At 42.6% G+C, this 17,966-nt stretch carries 20 protein-coding genes and 1 pseudogene; 3 read left to right on the top strand and 18 right to left on the bottom strand.

Features of this window, described 5'->3' with window-relative positions:
- The 3 genes from KZ793_RS20690 to KZ793_RS20680 all read left to right on the top strand — a co-directional run.
- Positions 1-453, top strand: a 453-nt coding sequence (locus KZ793_RS20690; protein ID WP_225817034.1) for a phage tail protein, incomplete at its 5' end; no start/stop codon positions are given.
- A 5-nt stretch (positions 454-458) separates the two neighbouring features.
- Complete coding sequence (locus tag KZ793_RS20685) at positions 459-953, top strand: phage tail protein (RefSeq protein WP_225817033.1); 495 nt, start codon at positions 459-461, stop codon at positions 951-953.
- Positions 953-1,549, top strand: coding sequence for a tail fiber assembly protein (locus tag KZ793_RS20680; protein WP_225817032.1), 597 nt, complete (start codon positions 953-955; stop codon positions 1,547-1,549). Before KZ793_RS20685 ends, KZ793_RS20680 begins: the two co-directional genes overlap by 1 nt.
- Before the next feature lie 53 nt (positions 1,550-1,602).
- On the opposite strand, the gene KZ793_RS23010 is transcribed toward KZ793_RS20680, so the two are convergent.
- The 18 genes and pseudogenes from KZ793_RS23010 to mnmG all read right to left on the bottom strand — a co-directional run bounded on the left by KZ793_RS23010 (position 1,603) and on the right by mnmG (position 17,716).
- Complete coding sequence (locus KZ793_RS23010; protein WP_118987160.1) at positions 1,603-1,695, bottom strand: tail fiber assembly protein; 93 nt, start codon at positions 1,693-1,695, stop codon at positions 1,603-1,605.
- A gap of 79 nt (positions 1,696-1,774) precedes the next feature.
- Positions 1,775-2,305, bottom strand: a complete 531-nt coding sequence (locus KZ793_RS20670) for a tail fiber assembly protein (protein ID WP_225817031.1) — start codon at positions 2,303-2,305, stop codon at positions 1,775-1,777.
- A gap of 15 nt (positions 2,306-2,320) precedes the next feature.
- A complete protein-coding gene (locus KZ793_RS20665) occupies positions 2,321-3,271 on the bottom strand; it encodes a pyocin knob domain-containing protein (protein WP_225817030.1) in 951 nt (316 codons plus the stop codon).
- Positions 3,272-3,672: 401 nt separating this feature from the next.
- Positions 3,673-3,813 (bottom strand): type B 50S ribosomal protein L36, encoded by a 141-nt coding sequence (gene ykgO / locus KZ793_RS20660; protein ID WP_012776225.1) that lies wholly within the window; start codon positions 3,811-3,813, stop codon positions 3,673-3,675.
- Between the two features lie 18 nt (positions 3,814-3,831).
- Positions 3,832-4,060, bottom strand: a pseudogene (locus KZ793_RS20655) (type B 50S ribosomal protein L31).
- A gap of 149 nt (positions 4,061-4,209) precedes the next feature.
- A complete protein-coding gene (gene glmS / locus KZ793_RS20650; RefSeq protein ID WP_225817029.1) occupies positions 4,210-6,039 on the bottom strand; it encodes a glutamine--fructose-6-phosphate transaminase (isomerizing) in 1,830 nt (609 codons plus the stop codon).
- A 107-nt stretch (positions 6,040-6,146) separates the two neighbouring features.
- Positions 6,147-7,520: a bifunctional UDP-N-acetylglucosamine diphosphorylase/glucosamine-1-phosphate N-acetyltransferase GlmU gene (glmU, locus tag KZ793_RS20645; RefSeq protein ID WP_225817028.1), complete on the bottom strand. Its 1,374-nt coding sequence runs from the start codon at positions 7,518-7,520 to the stop codon at positions 6,147-6,149.
- A gap of 128 nt (positions 7,521-7,648) precedes the next feature.
- Positions 7,649-8,071: a F0F1 ATP synthase subunit epsilon gene (locus KZ793_RS20640; protein ID WP_011144452.1), complete on the bottom strand. Its 423-nt coding sequence runs from the start codon at positions 8,069-8,071 to the stop codon at positions 7,649-7,651.
- Between the two features lie 21 nt (positions 8,072-8,092).
- Positions 8,093-9,475: a F0F1 ATP synthase subunit beta gene (atpD, locus tag KZ793_RS20635; RefSeq protein WP_152964086.1), complete on the bottom strand. Its 1,383-nt coding sequence runs from the start codon at positions 9,473-9,475 to the stop codon at positions 8,093-8,095.
- A gap of 34 nt (positions 9,476-9,509) precedes the next feature.
- Positions 9,510-10,373 (bottom strand): F0F1 ATP synthase subunit gamma, encoded by an 864-nt coding sequence (atpG, locus tag KZ793_RS20630; protein ID WP_023044944.1) that lies wholly within the window; start codon positions 10,371-10,373, stop codon positions 9,510-9,512.
- Between the two features lie 58 nt (positions 10,374-10,431).
- Positions 10,432-11,973 carry a F0F1 ATP synthase subunit alpha gene (atpA, locus tag KZ793_RS20625; RefSeq protein WP_021325026.1) on the bottom strand — a complete coding sequence of 514 codons (1,542 nt, stop codon included), beginning with the start codon at positions 11,971-11,973 and terminating at the stop codon, positions 10,432-10,434.
- Between the two features lie 14 nt (positions 11,974-11,987).
- The gene (gene atpH / locus KZ793_RS20620) at positions 11,988-12,521 is read right to left on the bottom strand and encodes a F0F1 ATP synthase subunit delta (protein ID WP_036845270.1); all 534 of its coding nucleotides are present in this window, start codon (positions 12,519-12,521) and stop codon (positions 11,988-11,990) included.
- 12 nt (positions 12,522-12,533) lie between these two features.
- Complete coding sequence (gene atpF, locus KZ793_RS20615) at positions 12,534-13,004, bottom strand: F0F1 ATP synthase subunit B (protein WP_021325028.1); 471 nt, start codon at positions 13,002-13,004, stop codon at positions 12,534-12,536.
- A 58-nt stretch (positions 13,005-13,062) separates the two neighbouring features.
- Complete coding sequence (gene atpE / locus KZ793_RS20610; RefSeq protein ID WP_000429386.1) at positions 13,063-13,302, bottom strand: F0F1 ATP synthase subunit C; 240 nt, start codon at positions 13,300-13,302, stop codon at positions 13,063-13,065.
- 48 nt (positions 13,303-13,350) lie between these two features.
- On the bottom strand, positions 13,351-14,175 hold the full coding sequence (gene atpB / locus KZ793_RS20605; RefSeq protein WP_036845268.1) for a F0F1 ATP synthase subunit A: 825 nt from the start codon (positions 14,173-14,175) through the stop codon (positions 13,351-13,353).
- Between the two features lie 30 nt (positions 14,176-14,205).
- The gene (gene atpI / locus KZ793_RS20600; protein ID WP_225817027.1) at positions 14,206-14,583 is read right to left on the bottom strand and encodes a F0F1 ATP synthase subunit I; all 378 of its coding nucleotides are present in this window, start codon (positions 14,581-14,583) and stop codon (positions 14,206-14,208) included.
- Between the two features lie 609 nt (positions 14,584-15,192).
- Positions 15,193-15,813 (bottom strand): 16S rRNA (guanine(527)-N(7))-methyltransferase RsmG, encoded by a 621-nt coding sequence (gene rsmG, locus KZ793_RS20595; RefSeq protein WP_132353459.1) that lies wholly within the window; start codon positions 15,811-15,813, stop codon positions 15,193-15,195.
- Positions 15,814-15,826: 13 nt separating this feature from the next.
- Positions 15,827-17,716: a tRNA uridine-5-carboxymethylaminomethyl(34) synthesis enzyme MnmG gene (mnmG, locus tag KZ793_RS20590; protein WP_225817026.1), complete on the bottom strand. Its 1,890-nt coding sequence runs from the start codon at positions 17,714-17,716 to the stop codon at positions 15,827-15,829.
- Between the last annotated feature and the right edge of the window lie 250 nt (positions 17,717-17,966).

Raw genomic sequence — 17,966 nt, 5'->3', positions numbered from 1 at the left:
CTTGGTTTATTGGAAAAATTAATTCCAGTAGGTGTACCACTTCCTTGGCCGACGGCCACTCCGCCGGAAGGGTGGGTGCAATGCAATGGTGCGGCCTTTGATAAAGCGAAATATCCGGAATTAGCCAAGGCTTATCCTGGTGGTAATTTGCCCGATTTGCGAGGTGAATTTATTCGCGGTTGGGATGACAAACGGGGCGTTGATCCAGATCGTACATTATTGGTATGGCAAGAAGGGTCTTATTTACTACAGGAAATTGGTCAAGTTGATAATGTTGTTAACTTCTCACTCAACGAGCGTACGAAATTACAATGGGATACTCCCCAAAATAAAGATATTCCACTAAGAGCTAGAGCTGTAGGTTCAGCAACGACTTGGACTACCAGTGCAGGTTATATGGGGGTATCAAGGCCACGTAACGTAGCGTTTAACTACATTGTAAGGGCAGCATAATGCTCATGTCTGTACTTGAAGAGATCCCAGTAGGAATACCACTTCCTTGGCCGACTGACATATCACCAAATGGTTGGGTGAAATGTAATGGGGCAATCTTTGATAAGTCTTTATATCCAAAATTAGCGGAAACTTATCCCAGTGGTAGATTACCTGATTTACGTGGTGAATTTATCCGTGGTTGGGATGATGGACGTGGGGTAGATATTGGTCGGTATCTACTGTCCACTCAATTGGCAGATATTGCTCCACACAGTCACAGGCTTAACCGAATGTGGTCCAACTCAAATGGTGGAATCGATGGTTTAGGTACACCAAGCCGTATTCTCAATAGTGTCTACCAAGGCGTTAACTACGGAATGGATCCTCGCGGACTAGGTATTGCTATCGGTATGGGATCTGGCGGGGTCGGTTATATGGATAATGCGGTTGCTGCTTCGACAGGAATAGAAACACGTCCACGAAACGTGGCATTTAATTACATTGTGAGGATTGCCTGATGAATAAAGCTGTACTGGATAAAAATAATATTGCTACCAGTAGCGGAAGTATCGTTGTGTTTAATTACGATGCGATTACGTTGGAATATTTAAATAGTTCTGATGAGTATCTTTCTATTGGTATCGGTCTTCCTGCTAATTCCTGCACAGACGCGCCACCTGATATCCAAGATGGGTATGTTGCTTGTCGTTCATCTGATTTAACCGGTTGGCAAATTGTGCCAGATTATCGAGGAAAAATAGTTTACAGCACACAAACTGGGGAACAGAAAGAAATCATTAAACCCGGTGAATTATCAGAAATACTGACATTTAAACAGCCTGCTACCGATTTTGATAAATGGGATGGTGAAAGATGGGTAACGGACATTGAAGCTCAAAAAACCAATCAGATTAAACAGGCAGAACAACAACGTGTTACTCTTCGCCAACAGGCTGATGAAGCCATGACTTTATTACAATATGCTATTGAGACTGAGATGGCCTCAGACACAGAAAAAGCATTATTGCTTGCCTGGAAGAAGTATGTGGTATTACTGAGCCGTGTTGATACTTCAATGGCTTCAGATATTGAGTGGCCACAAATACCAGAATAATAAAATTATCGAGACCGGGCATTATTTTGTCTCCGGTCTTTTTTCAGTTAAGGCTATGTTGGCCTGTCGATTTCCGATGCTTTTGAAGTATCAACCTGGTTAAGTATGGCTAGGTATTTTTTCCATTCTAATAAGACCTGGCGCATTAGGTAAACACTTATTGATGACCCTAAAAAACCAGAGTAGAAAAAGGCCCGCGTTTTTTGAACTGCGGGCTTATATTATTTATACAGGTTGTACAGGCCACTCAATATCTGGTGCTATGGTGGTATCAATGCGGTTTGTTTGCATTCGATATTTTTTCCAGGTTTTGAGCTGTTCTATCTCTTCCAGAGTTGCTTCATTTAGATCAACGGCATCCTGTAAGGGAGCAATATTATTGCTGGCAAGGGCTAACAATTCTTCTTTACGTATTTCTGCTTGAGCAATTAACTCGGCCTTTGTGTACTCATACGGAACAATAGCACCATTTATATATTGCCATTTGCCAGAAATATCACAAGAATCAGGCAGATTATTCATCTCAGCCACACTCATTCCATCTGGGTTAAAAGCTGATGCATCTCCTGATATAGAACGGATTACATTATTAAAATCATACATTACTTTGATTGTATCAGGACTAAAGCTTTTCTGGCATTCATACCAGTCTTGACCGTCTTCTGACTTCAAATAAATGACATTAAAATCCTCGATGATTTTTCTGGCTTGTTTTGAGTCAGGTGTATATTGGGAAAGATTTTTAATGTTTTGCATACATTCATCACCTTACTAAATATTCGATATATTCATCCATATGCCGTTAACCTTCTTCTGTATTGGCCTGTGGTTTACGGTGTTAACTAACTCATCTTTATTTTCATTTATTGCAGCAATAATGGTATGCCCACTTGCGTCTTTATCTCTGGGGCTTTTCCATATTTGCGCGCTCTCTTTAGCGCCAAGGCGAATGTCTTGAATATAACGCGTATCTGATTCTGATTTTGTATAAGCACCAATAATCGCAGCGGTTGGTCTATATCCTTCGTGATAGACCTGATATCCTCTAACTCGAAGGTTATCAGATTTCAAGCTCATCCATTCATTTGGCACTCCAGAGAGGACATGCTGCCATTTGAAATATTCGTTGCCATTATCTCCCGTTCTAAACCACATATAGGAATCTGTATCACTATCTCCGGTGTTTTTAAAACCGATAGAGGCGAAGTCAGTGTTTCTGTTCCAACTTAGCATAGAGTCAGTAGTAATAGTTATGTCACCTGTTACATTGCCACCGCTGCGTTGCAACGCGTTTGTGGCTTTGGTAACGGTGTCTATCAAACCGAGTTCACTCGCAGTTGGTTTATTTAGCGTGTTATATTCTTGGGTCCAAGGTGTCCACGGTAAATTATGATATTGGCTGCGTGTATATATCCGACTGCTGTTATAAACAAAATAACGTTGAGTCACCGCATTATTTTTCAGAACGACAAGTGAACCTGCAAGTGGTTCCGGGTAGTTAGCACCATTTTGAGCATAAACATTGTAATCTTGATAATAAACTCCTGGTGTTTTGTAATTATCCAAGTTTGCCTTATCGCCTAAATAAACAGCCTGTCCATTAAAGATATCCTGAGACGTGATATTGATATCCTCAGTCAGAACTTTGCCATTCACTTTCCGGTTGTTTGGAACTGCATCTTTAGCCAAATTCACCGTTTCTATCAAACCAAGATTTTTCAAAACTCACCAATCCATGATAATTTCCGAAAAGATAGTCTCATATTGGTACTAAGCAGGGTTACATATGGCGAAGATTGGCTATATTTGGGTGCCAATAAATGACCAGAACTGTGGTTTATGAAAAAATGTGTTGATAAGAGTAAATTATGAACTATTTTGGAGGATAAATTTGTCGCAAAAAATAACCAATTGAAGACTTAATTTTATACTATATAACAAGCAATTATGAGGTTCCATTCCACATAAAATATAAACTTTATTTATCGTAAATTTAATTATGCCAACTCCATTCCCAAACAAAGTTTAGGTCAGTTATTTTCAAAACAATCAGAAGTAAAATTAAATATGGACAGTAAAACCCGCAGTTATAAGCTGCAAGTTCTACCATTAGCAATTGAACATCAGCGTTTCTTTTTCTTTCCCTGAACTGCCTTAAAACGAGGATTAGATTTACAAATAACATATAATCGACCACGACGACTTACGATTTTGCAATCCGGGTGGCGAGTCTTTGCCGTTTTAAGTGAACTTAACACCTGCATTTTTTATGCTCTCTCAATTTATTTATTACCAATAAAACGCCCAAATTTTTTCTGGAATCGTGCAGTACTGCCTTCCTGAGATAAAATTTTCTGCTTACCTGTATAGAAAGAATGTGACTCCGATGACACATCAATAGTGACATATGGATACTCTTCTCCATTCAGGGTAATTGTCCGTTCTGTGCGAATCGTAGAGCCAATCGTGAAATACAACTACCCGGTAGTTTGGATGGATATCTGGTTTCATAATTTAGCCATAATGTAATAATATAACATTACAATAGCGTGATTTGTTTTTATCGGCAAGAAAATAATGATAAATTTTCTCAGTTCAAAAAAAAAGCCTCTGTATCTTTAATGTACAGAGGCTTATTTCAACTTCTTATTATAAAACGATTATTCTACGGTCACTGATTTTGCCAAGTTACGAGGCTGATCAACATCAGTTCCTTTAATCAGAGCAACATGATAGGAAAGCAGTTGAAGTGGCACAGTATAAAATATTGGTGCAATCAGCTCTTCAACATGCGGCAACGAAATAATCTTCATTCCTTCACTATCGGTAAAACCGGTGTCCTGATCAGCAAACACATATAGCAATCCACCTCGAGCACGTACTTCTTCGATATTAGATTTCAGTTTTTCTAGCAGTTCATTGTTCGGAGCTACAATGATAACCGGCATATCTGCATCAATCAGTGCCAGTGGGCCATGTTTTAATTCACCGGCAGCATAAGCCTCAGCATGGATATAAGAAATCTCTTTTAATTTCAGAGCTCCTTCAACCGCAATCGGATATTGATCACCACGGCCAAGGAATAAAGCATGGTGTTTGTCAGAAAAATCTTCCGCCAGCGCTTCAATAATTTTATCTTTCGATAACATGCTTTCGATACGGCTTGGCAGTGCATGTAATGCATGAACAATTTCTTGCTCCTGCTCTGCATCAACACCTTTCAAACGTCCAAGGTAAGCCACCAGCATTAGTAATACTGTCAGCTGAGTTGTAAACGCCTTAGTTGAAGCAACACCAATTTCTGCGCCAGCTTTGGTCATAAGAGCAAAATCAGATTCACGAACTAAAGAAGAACCCGCTACGTTACAAACAGTCAATGATGTGAGATATCCAAGTTCTTTAGATAAACGCAGTGCTGCTAATGTATCCGCAGTTTCACCTGATTGAGACAAGGTGATTAGTAAGCTTCCTGAACGGCGTGCTGATTTGCGGTAACGGAATTCAGAAGCAATTTCCACGTCACAAGGAATACCTGCCAATGCTTCAAACCAATAACGGGAAACCATCCCTGCGTTATAGGATGTACCACAGGCAACAATCTGAATATGTTCAACTTTAGATAACAATTCAGCTGCATTAGGACCAAGTTCAGACAAATCTACCTGCTCATGACTTAAGCGCCCTTCCAGAGTGCTTTTGATTGCCATTGGCTGTTCATAGATCTCTTTTTGCATATAGTGACGGTAAACACCTTTGTCACCAGCATCATACTGAATATTGGATTCGATCTGCTCCCGTTCAACCGGTTCTCCCTGAGTATTAAAAATATGCACAGTTCGGCGGGTTACTTCCGCAATATCACCTTCTTCAAGGAAGATAAAACGACGGGTAACAGGCAACAGAGCCAATTGATCAGACGCAAGAAAGTTTTCCCCAACACCTAAACCAATAACCAGAGGACTACCTGATCTTGCAGCGATTATTATCCCAGGATCACGGCTATCCATGATAACTGCACCATACGCCCCACGAAGCTGGGGAATAACACTCTGGACAGCCTCCAGCAAGGTACCACTCTGTTTTTGCTCCCAATGAACAAGGTGGGCAATAACTTCTGTATCAGTATCTGATGTAAACTGATAACCGCGCTCAATTAACTGAGTCCGCAATTCTTCGTAATTCTCAATAATGCCGTTGTGAACAACAGCAATATAATCAGATATATGCGGGTGAGCATTTTTCTCGTTTGGTTCACCGTGTGTAGCCCAACGGGTGTGCGCAATACCTGTTCCACCAAGGACCGGTTGCTTGTCAGCCTCATCAGCAAGTATTTGCACCTTACCGACTTCACGCAGACGGAACATATTTTTTTCGTTATCAACAACCGCCAAGCCGGCGGAGTCGTAACCACGGTATTCCAAACGACGAAGTCCTTCAATCAGGATTTCGGCAATATCTCGTTGTGCTACTGCACCAACAATTCCACACATCAGTTTTATTCCTAAAAATAGGGCTGATGAAAGCCCTTTATATGTCAAGAGCCTGATTGTTTTCCGGTTTTTCCGGTCCCCGAGCCTGTAGAGTGGGGATTATTATTTTATTTTTTTTCCTTCACAGGGCGTTTCCACCCCTGAATATGTGTTTGTTTAGTTCTGCTTACTACCAGTTCATTTTCAGCTATGTTTTTTGTCACTGTTGTCCCTGCTCCGATTGTAGCGCCTTTAGCAACAGTCACTGGGGCAACAAGCTGAGTATCAGAACCAACAAAAACATCGTCACCAATAATGGTTTTAAATTTATTAGCTCCATCGTAGTTACAGGTAATAGTACCTGCACCAATATTTACATCACGACCAATGTCTGCGTCGCCAAGATAAGTCAAATGTCCAGCTTTAGAACCTTTACCCAGATAAGATTTCTTCATCTCAACGAAATTCCCTACATGGGCTTTCTCAGCGAGTTTAGAACCGGGACGCAAACGAGCAAAAGGCCCAACAGTACAGCCAGTTTCCATTTCAGAATCTTCAATTATTGTATAGGGACTAATAATAGAATCATCACCGATGATGCAATTCTTCAACACACAACCTGTGCCAATTTGTACGTTATTACCAAGGGTTACATTACCCTCAATAATGACATTAGTATCAATAACCACATCACGGCCATGAATTAGTGTGCCACGTAAATCAAAACGAGCAGGATCCAACAACATAACGCCTGCTAACAATAATCGTTCCGCTTGCTCAGATTGATAAATACGCTCAAGAGCGGAAAGTTGAAGACGGTTATTCACTCCTTCCATTTCACTCAAGCAACTTGGGTGCACTACTTCTATTTTTTGGCCTTCTTTATAAGCTAGCGCAATTACATCAGTAAGGTAGTATTCACCTTGAACATTATTGTTATTCAATTGAGACAACCAACGTTTTAAATCACCACCATTAGCGACCAGAATGCCTGAATTTACTTCATTGATTTTACGTTGATCTTCAGTCGCATCTTTTTGCTCAATGATGCCAGTTACTTCCCCATTTTCACGAACAATACGACCATAACCCGTTGGATTATCCAAAATTGCTGTTAATAAACCTATACCACCGTCAGGTTTAACAGCTAGCAGACGTTCAAGGGTATCTGCACCAATAAGAGGTACGTCGCCATATAGTATCAAAATATCTTCATCATCAGCGAAATGTGGTGCTGCCTGCTGCATTGCATGACCAGTCCCTAACTGCTCTGCTTGTAATACCCAATTTAGTGTTTGATCAGAAAGGGTTTGCTTCATCAGGTTTCCTCCATGTCCATAAACCAGATGAACATTTTTAGCACCTAATGCCATTGCAGTATCAATCACATGCTGAACCATAGGTTTACCGGCCAGCAAGTGCAGAACTTTAGGGAGATCAGAGTACATGCGGGTTCCTTTACCCGCGGCAAGGATCACAACACTTTTTGCACTGTTAGACATAAGAAACCCGATAACTCCAATTTAAGAGAGAAAAGTAAACCTGTTTATAAGATAAATTACTACATATTTCGCAATACAAAAAAGCCAGTTAGCTCGCACCAACTGGCTTATTTATTTAACCGCCTGTATTACATCGCTTTTTTTGTCAACTCGATTACACGAAGTTTTGCAATCGCTTTAGACAATTCAGCTGATGCCTGAGCATAGTCAACATCACCGTGAGAATTACGGATGTGTTCTTCAGCTTTACGCTTAGATTCCAGCGCTTTAGCTTCATCCAAATCTTTACCACGGATTGCAGTGTCAGCCAGTACGATAACGCCGCTCGGTTGTACCTCAAGGATACCACCAGAAAGGTAAATCACCTCTTCTTCACCGAACTGCTTAACAATACGTACCATGCCAGGTTTTATGGCAGTAAGTAGTGGTGCGTGTCCTGGGTAAATACCCAACTCACCTTCACTACCTGTCACCTGAATTTTCTGTACCAAGCCTTCAAACATCCGGCTCTCAGCACTGACAACATTCAGATGGTAAGTCATTGCAGCCATGTCAACCTCCGGTCAGCCGTATTAAAGTTTCTTCGCTTTTTCCACAGCTTCTTCGATGGTACCTACCATGTAGAACGCTTGTTCTGGCAGGTGGTCATAGTCTCCTTCCAAGATACCTTTAAAGCCACGGATAGTATCTTTCAGGGAAACGAACTTACCTGGTGAACCCGTAAAGACTTCTGCAACGAAGAATGGCTGAGACAGGAAGCGCTGAATCTTACGAGCACGCGCAACCACCAGCTTATCGTCTTCTGACAGTTCATCCATACCCAGAATAGCGATAATATCTTTCAGTTCTTGGTAACGTTGCAGGATAGACTGAACACCACGGGCAACGTTATAGTGCTCCTGACCAACAACCAACGGATCGAGCTGACGGCTGGTGGAATCCAGCGGATCTACCGCAGGGTAAATACCCAGAGATGCAATCTGACGACTCAGTACTACGGTTGCGTCCAAGTGGGCGAAAGTTGTCGCTGGAGATGGGTCAGTCAAGTCATCCGCAGGTACGTAAACAGCCTGTACAGAAGTGATAGAACCGGTTTTGGTGGAAGTAATACGTTCTTGCAGAACACCCATTTCTTCCGCCAGAGTTGGTTGATAACCTACCGCTGATGGCATACGACCCAGCAATGCAGACACTTCGGTACCTGCCAGGGTATAACGATAAATGTTATCAACGAACAACAGAACGTCACGGCCTTCATCCCGGAACTTCTCAGCCATTGTCAAGCCAGTCAGCGCAACACGCAGACGGTTTCCTGGTGGCTCATTCATCTGACCATATACCAGAGATACTTTATCCAGTACGTTAGAGTCGGTCATTTCGTGGTAGAAGTCGTTACCTTCACGGGTACGTTCACCGACACCGGCAAATACGGAGTAACCTGAGTGCTCAATCGCGATGTTACGGATCAGCTCCATCATGTTTACGGTTTTACCTACACCCGCACCACCGAACAGACCCACTTTACCACCCTTGGCGAATGGGCAAATCAGGTCCATTACTTTGATACCGGTTTCCAGCAGTTCTTGAGAGTTGGATAACTCTTCATAACTTGGAGCCGAGCGGTGAATTGCCCAACGCTCTTCTTCGCCGATATCACCTTTCATGTCGATTGGTTCACCCAACACGTTCATGATACGGCCAAGTGTCGCTTTACCAACAGGAACTTCGATTGGGTGACCTAAATCAGTAACGCTTAAACCACGGCTTAAGCCATCAGAAGTACCCATTGCAATACAACGAACAACGCCGCCGCCCAACTGCTGCTGTACTTCCAGCACCAATTTAGCTTCGCCGTTTTGAACCTCAAGTGCATCGTATACTTTTGGTACGGTATCTTGAGGGAATTCGACGTCCACCACGGCGCCGATTACCTGGATAATCTTTCCAGTAGCCATCTTGAATCCTCTACGTAATTCGTAAACCTAGCTGTTAAACCGCGGAAGCACCCGAGACAATCTCGGTCAGCTCCTGAGTTATGCTGGCCTGACGAGCTTTGTTATAAACCAACTGCAGCTCTTTGATCAGGCTGCCACCATTATCAGTCGCGGCTTTCATCGCCACCATTCGTGCGGCCTGTTCACTAGCCAGGTTTTCAACGACGCCCTGATAAACCTGCGATTCGACATAACGACGCAGCAGTATATCCAGCAACGCCTTAGGATCAGGTTCGTATAAATAGTCCCAGGATTTCTTCTTCAGTGTCTCATCATCTCCGGCAGGCAGAGGCAACAACTGAGTAATAGTAGGTTCCTGAGACATTGTATTGATGAACTTATTTGTCACCACATACAATTTATCCAGACGTCCTTCATCGTATGCTCGCAACATGATATTAACCGGCCCGATTAATTCGGACAGTGAAGGGTTATCTCCCATGCCTGTTACCTGAGCAACAACATTGCCCCCAACAGAAGCAAAGAAAGAGGTCGCCTTAGAGCCGATAAGTGCCAGATCACACTGGACACCTTTATCAGACCAGTCTTTCATGTCTAACAACAGTTTTTTGAACAGATTAGTGTTCAAACCACCGCACAAGCCACGATCGGTAGAAACAACCAGATACCCGACACGTTTGGTTTCACGTTCTTCAAGGTATGGGTGTTTATATTCCAGATTACCTAACGCAAGGTGACCAATCACGCTGCGTATGGTTTCTGCATAAGGACGGCTGGCCGCCATGCGATCCTGCGTTTTACGCATTTTGGACGCAGCAACCATCTCCATCGCTTTAGTGATTTTTTGCGTGTTTTGCACGCTGGCGATCTTGGTACGTATCTCTTTTGCGCCGGCCATTCCTGATTCTCCTCATTAACCAGACGGCCCATGTTTAATTAAACCGGGCCGAATAGTGTTACCAGGACTGAGTTGCTTTGAAGGAATTAAGCAGAGCGTTCAGCTTTGCTTCGATCTCATCATTGTAACCACCAGACTGGTCAATCTCTTTCAGAAGATCAGCATGTTCACGGCTGGCATACGCAAGCAGCGCAGACTCGAAATCAATAACTTTAGCAATTTCGATATCTTCCAGATAACCACGCTCCGCAGAAAACAGCGACAGTGACTGCTGTGCAACAGACATTGGTGCATACTGTTTCTGTTTCAGCAACTCAGTGACTTTTTGACCATGATCCAACTGTTTACGGGTTGCATCATCAAGGTCAGAAGCAAACTGAGAAAACGCTGCCAGTTCGCGGTACTGAGCCAAAGCCGTACGGATACCACCAGACAACTTCTTCACGATCTTAGTCTGAGCTGCACCACCTACACGGGATACAGAGATCCCTGGGTTAACTGCCGGACGAATACCCGCGTTGAACAGACTGGATTCCAAGAAGATCTGACCATCAGTAATTGAAATAACGTTTGTCGGTACGAATGCTGATACGTCACCTGCCTGAGTTTCAATGATAGGCAGAGCGGTCAGAGAACCCGTTTTACCTTTCACTTCACCATTAGTGAATTTTTCTACATATTCAGCGTTAACACGCGCAGCACGCTCCAGCAAACGGGAATGCAGATAGAAAACGTCACCTGGAAATGCTTCACGCCCTGGCGGACGACGCAGCAACAGGGAAATTTGACGATAAGCAACAGCCTGCTTAGACAAATCATCATAAACAATCAACGCGTCTTCACCGCGATCGCGGAAATATTCGCCCATTGCACAACCAGAATATGGCGCCAGGTATTGTAATGCAGCAGATTCTGAAGCAGTCGCAACAACAACAATAGTATTGGCAAGAGCACCATGCTCTTCTAATTTACGAACAACGTTCGCAATAGTAGAAGCTTTCTGACCAACTGCGACATAAACACATTTAATGCCTGAGTCACGCTGGTTAATGATTGCGTCAATAGCCAGTGCTGTTTTACCCGTCTGACGGTCACCGATAATCAGTTCACGTTGACCACGACCGATAGGGATCATAGCGTCAACAGATTTATAACCAGTCTGTACCGGCTGATCAACGGATTGACGGTCAATAACGCCCGGAGCAATCATTTCAACAGCAGAGAAACCATCATGCTCAACAGGACCTTTGCCATCAATTGGCTCACCCAGCGTGTTTACCACACGACCAAGCAGACCACGACCAACAGGAACTTCAAGAATACGGCCAGTACATTTGACCTTCATGCCTTCTGCTAAGTCAGCATACGGGCCCATCACAACCGCACCTACGGAGTCTCGCTCCAGGTTCAATGCGATTGCATAACGATTGCCAGGCAGTGCGATCATCTCACCCTGCATAACTTCGGCTAAACCGTGAATACGAATGATACCGTCATTAACGGATACAATCGTACCTTCATTGTGAGCTTCACTCACTACATTGAACTGAGCAATGCGCTGCTTGATCAGTTCGCTGATTTCGGTGGAATTCAGTTGCATATGCTCCAGTCCCCTTAAGACTGCAAGACGTCTGTTAAGCGATCTAAACGGCCACGAATACTGCCATCGATCACCAAATCACCTGCGCGGACTACCACACCAGCAATAACAGACTTATCAATTTTGCAATTCAGCTTAACTTTGCGTGACAGACGTTTTTCCATCGCCGCAGAAATTTTAGCCAGCTGTTGTTCACTCAGTTCGGCAGCAGAAATCACTTCAACATCAACAGTTGATTCAAGTAACGCACGCAATTGAATAAATTGCTGCAAAACTTCAGGTAACGCCAATAAGCGACCGTTTTCTGCCATAACACGAATAAAGTTCTGAGCATGTTCATCAACCTGTTCACCGCAAATTGCGATAAAAGCATTGGCTAATGTTTCCGATGCCAATGAACCGGAAAGCAGCTCACCAACTTGCTCATTACGAGTCACTTCAGCTGTGAACACCAGCATATTCTGCCATTGTTCTAGCGATTGTTTTTCCACAGCAAAGTCAAAAGCTGCTTTGGCGTAGGGGCGAGCTACAGTAGCGAATTCAGACATGCCCCTCCCTCCTTACAGTTCAGCGACCAGTTTATCAACGATGTCGCTGTTAGCAGCTTCATCCACGGAACGTTCGATGATTTTCTCGGCACCTATGATAGCCAACATAGCGACCTGCTTACGCAACTCTTCCCGAGCACGCTTACGTTCGGCATCAATTTCTGCCTGAGCTTGCGCTACGATTCTGTTACGTTCCTGCTCAGCTTCCGCTTTTGCATCATCAAGGATCTGGGCTTTTTGTTTATTAGCCTGTTCGATGATGACCTGAGCTTCCGCTTTTGCTTTCTTCATTTGGTCGGTCGCATTGGCTTGCGCTAAGTCCAGGTCCTTTTTGGCGCGTTCCGCAGAAGATAAACCGTCAGCAATTTCTTTTTGACGCTTTTCAATGGCCGCCATGATTGGTGGCCATACAAACTTCATACAGAACATAACAAACAGGACAAACGCAATGGCCTGGCCGAGGATTGTTGCATTAAGATTCACAGCACAATACCTCTTTTAAAATTAATGAGTTGACGTAGTTTCGGATTTTTTCTGCAAACTACGCGACAGCAAACATTACGTACAAGCCAAGGCCCACAGCAATCATCGGGATGGCGTCAACCAGACCCATAACGATAAAGAACTGTGTACGCAGCAGAGGGATTAAATCCGGCTGACGAGCAGCGCCTTCCAAAAATTTACCTCCGAGGATGCCGATACCGATCGCAGCACCGATTGCCGCCAGACCCATCATTACAGCGGCAGCCATGTACAGCAGATCCATATTCAGGTTTTCCATGACAGTCTCCAGTTTGTTTCAGTTAAAACACAGTTATTGTGGTAAAAATTAATGTTCTTCAGATGCCATCGACAGATAAACAATCGTCAGAACCATGAAAATAAAGGCTTGTAACGTAATAATCAGTATGTGGAAGATAGCCCAAGGCAGGCTGAGCATCCACTGCGACCACCACGGTAACAGACCAGCTATAAGAATAAAGATCAATTCACCTGCATACATGTTACCAAACAGTCGCAGACCGAGTGATACCGGTTTTGAAAGCAGGCTAACCCCTTCCAGAATTAAGTTAACCGGAATAAACAATGGATGATTAAAAGGCTGTAAAGTCAGCTCTTTTGTAAAACCACCAACTCCTTTCATCTTAATGCTGTAGTAGAGGATGAGGACAAAGACACCAATAGCCATCGACAAGGTAATACTGACATCTGCTGTTGGTACAACACGCAGAGCAGGTAAGCCGAAGACATGTTCACCGATATAAGGGAGAAAATCGATTGGCAGTAAGTCCATCACGTTCATTAATAACACCCAGACGAACACGGTCAGTGCCAAAGGGGCAATAACTTTGCTCTTGCCGTGATACATATCACGGACACTGTTATCAACAAAACCCATGATTAATTCTATAGCAGTCTGAAGTTTGCCAGGTACGCCACTGGTGGCATTAACCGCAACCTTTCTGAATACATACAGAAATAAAATCCCTAATACGACTGAGAAAAAAAGCGAGTCAATGTTCAACGTCCAGAACGTTGCAGAACCACCAGAGTTGGGATCGACCAACTCAAAGGTACGTAGGTCCAACTGAAGGTTATTCAGGTGGTGGCCTATGTAGTCCCTTGCAGTTGAAACTTCTCCTGATGCAGACATGATGCCTCTTACCCTTTTGTTGTTGAAAACCTAACTGTTTATCACAGCTGGTGCGATGATCTGCACAACCAGCACCGCTAAATAAGTCAAACCCAGTGGTGCAAACGCCGCTTTAAACACGCCTAAAGCAACAACCAGTACAGCTATTGCAATAATAACCTTCAACCCTTCGCCAACAGCGAAAGACCACGCCACACGTACAGGAACACCTTCTTCTTTTACTTTCTGAAAACTGGCAAACAGCATAAAAATGGCATGAGGTAACCAACATGCTAATCCACCAGCAAAAGCAGAAGCGCCCCATTCTATACTTTTGGTACAAAAAGCCACACTGAGAACAACAAAAGTCATTAACTGCAAAAAAAGCAGTTTCAGTGCAATTCTACCGCTGTAAAGGGATACAGACATGACTTTTGTTTTCTCCCCTTGCACGCCTTGCATATCAGGTTTTGCTAAATGTTGTATAAAACTGCCTTTGCTTAAGTGTGTCAAGTGACAAAAACGTGCAAATTATACGGGCAGCCAAAATGAATTCAATCCATAAGTAACGAAAAGGTGAACAATTATTTAAATTTTTTACTCTGGCGCCAGATTGTAAGCTAATTATTGTGCTGATTTTCTCTCTCTAATAATTTCATGCTCTCAAATTTAAATGTGATTTAAATCACATAAAATTTTCATTTGTTAGTTATATTTAACATTCACAGCGAGTAAAAATAAAAAATATTAACATTTAAATCAATAAGTTAATTTAAATTTATAGGAGAAGGTTATTATATTATTGACTTAAATTACCAAGCTAATTTTTAGCTGCTTTAAAAAAGCAAATCTGATGAAAAAACGCTTTATCTGATTTTTAAAGTCCCAACTATCTTAATATCAAGATAACGTTATTTTTATGTAATAACGCGGTAAATTAAAGCTGAAACGAGACAAATCATAATTGACGATGTTGACCACAGTATAATTGTGCTCAACATCACTAATTATTTATAACTTTATTGACAAATAACAAACTTAGTTTGATTTAAGGATAACCAGATGGCGTTGCCCTTCCAGTTCAGGAACATCTAACTGAATAACTGAATCAACAACAATTCCGGAAGGTAACATGGTAAATTCTTCCTCAGGAAACACGCCTTTAAGCGCATAGAATCGTCCATGAACAGACTCAGGCAAATGGCAACACCAAGAGACCATATCCTGTAATGAGGCAAAAGCACGGCTTATAACACCATCAAAAAGCAGCTCAGAAGAGTATGTTTCAACCCGACTTTGCACTGGTTCTATATTATCCAAACCAAGTTCATGCTGAACCTGGCGCAAGAACCTAACTCTTTTACCTAAACTATCCAACAATGTGAAATGAGAATCTGGACGAACAATAGCTAATGGGATCCCTGGCAACCCCGGACCTGTGCCTACGTCTATAAAACGATGCCCCTGTAGATAAGGGCTGACAACAATGCTATCCATAATATGACGTACCAGCATTTGCTCTGGCTCACGGACAGACGTGAGATTATAGGCTTGATTCCATTTGTTGAGCATATCAACATAGGCCATGAGCTGCTGTTTTTGCTGTTGTGAAAGCTCTATTCCTGCTTTAGTCAGCAGAAATTCCAGTTTATTAAGCACAATAAAAATCCTCTCAGGCACTACGGCGCAGTAAGCCCTGTTTTTTCAGCCATACAAGTAAAATCGAAATTGCAGCAGGTGTTACCCCTGAAATACGTGAAGCCTGACCAATTGAGTTTGGCTTGTGATCATTAAGTTTAGCGACAACTTCATTAGAAAGACCACTAACTTGACGGTAATCAAGATCAATCGGTAATGACGTGTTTTCATTACGCAATTGTTTTTCAATCTCTTCTTGTTGACGGGCAATATACCCTTCATATTTGACCTGAATTTCAACCTGATCAGCTGCTTGTGGTTCTTTAAGACCAGGAGAAAACAGGGGTAATGAAGTTAGGATTTCATAATTTATTTCAGGACGACGTAATAGATCTTCACCATTAGCTTCTTTCGATAATGGCATTTTTAATATGTTGTTGATGTCACCAAGATTATTTGAATGAGGATGAATCCAAATATTACGCAAACGCTGACGTTCTTGTTCGATCATCTCCACCTTACGGCAGTAATGTTCCCAGCGGTAATCATCCACCAATCCTAATTCGTGGCCCTTCTCTGTCAGACGAAGGTCAGCATTATCTTCACGTAACATCAGGCGATATTCAGCCCGGGAAGTAAACATACGGTATGGTTCTTTAGTGCCCAGAGTACACAAATCATCAACCAGAACACCAATATAAGCTTGATCACGACGAGGGAACCATCCCTCCTCTTCTGAAGCGTAACGGGCTGCGTTAAGCCCAGCTAAAAGCCCTTGAGCGGCAGCTTCTTCATAACCAGTCGTACCATTAATTTGCCCGGCAAAGAATAAGCCATGAATAAATTTACTTTCCAGGGTTTGTTTCAGATCTCTTGGATCAAAGAAGTCATATTCTATTGCATAACCAGGGCGAATAATGCGGGCATTTTCCATCCCTTTCATGGAATGAACAATTTGCATCTGTACATCAAATGGCAAGCTGGTAGAAATACCATTTGGATAAATTTCATTACTGGTCAGTCCTTCTGGTTCAAGAAAGATCTGATGAGCATTGCGATCCGCAAAACGCATGACTTTGTCTTCGATCGAAGGACAGTAACGTGGGCCGATCCCTTCAATGATCCCTGCATACATTGGGCTGCGATCTAAATTATTGCGGATCACATTGTGTGTTTTTTCATTGGTATGAGTGATGTAGCATGGCATCTGTTGTGGATGTTGTCCCGCATTTCCAAGAAAAGAGAATACAGGTGTTGGATTATCACCCAGTTGTTGTGTTAGCTGACTAAAATCAATAGTTCTGGCATCAATACGTGGTGGCGTACCTGTTTTTAATCTGTTTACACGTAAAGGCAAATCACGTAAACGCTGTGCTAATGAGATCGCAGGAGGATCACCGGCCCTCCCTCCACTGTAATTTTCCAGGCCGATATGGATTTTACCGTCAAGGAATGTACCTACTGTCAGAACAACTGTTTTGGCCTTGAATTTAAGTCCCATACGAGTTATTGCACCCGTGACAGTATCGTTTTCAACAATGAGATCTTCTACGGGTTGTTGGAAAATCATTAAGTTAGGCTGATTTTCTAATGTTGTTCGTATGGCTTGACGGTAAAGAACCCTGTCAGCTTGAGCACGTGTTGCGCGAACAGCGGGTCCTTTACTGGCATTTAAGGTCCTAAATTGAATACCGGCCTGATCAGTGGCTTTAGCCATTAAACCACCTAGAGCATCAATTTCTTTAACCAGATGTCCTTTACCGATCCCACCGATGGCTGGGTTACATGACATTTGGCCCAAAGTATCAATATTGTGAGTCAGTAATAAGGTTTGACGGCCCATACGAGCAGCTGCCATAGCAGCTTCAGTACCGGCGTGACCACCACCGATAATGATGACGTCAAATTGCTCTGGATAAAACATGGTGATGAACCTTCAGTTATAAGAATGCTTAGTGTTGCATTAAGGGAAGAGAATTCTACTCAAGTTTTGGCGATAGACCAAGTAGGTAAAATCGCCGCTAATTAAAAGAAGATCTTTTTTATTTAAAGATCTCTTTATTAGATCTTTTATTAGGATCATGATCTTTTGTGGATAAGTTATTTTTACTTAGAAAGATCATAACATTGTAAAGGATCATTTACTGTGAATGATCCGTGATCCTGGCCTGTAT

The sequence above is a fragment of the Photorhabdus antumapuensis genome (assembly GCF_020387775.1).
Taxonomy (GTDB): Bacteria; Pseudomonadota; Gammaproteobacteria; order Enterobacterales; family Enterobacteriaceae; genus Photorhabdus; species Photorhabdus antumapuensis.
Note: the sequence above shows the minus strand (reverse complement) of the source record. Positions and strands in the feature narration are given on the sequence as shown.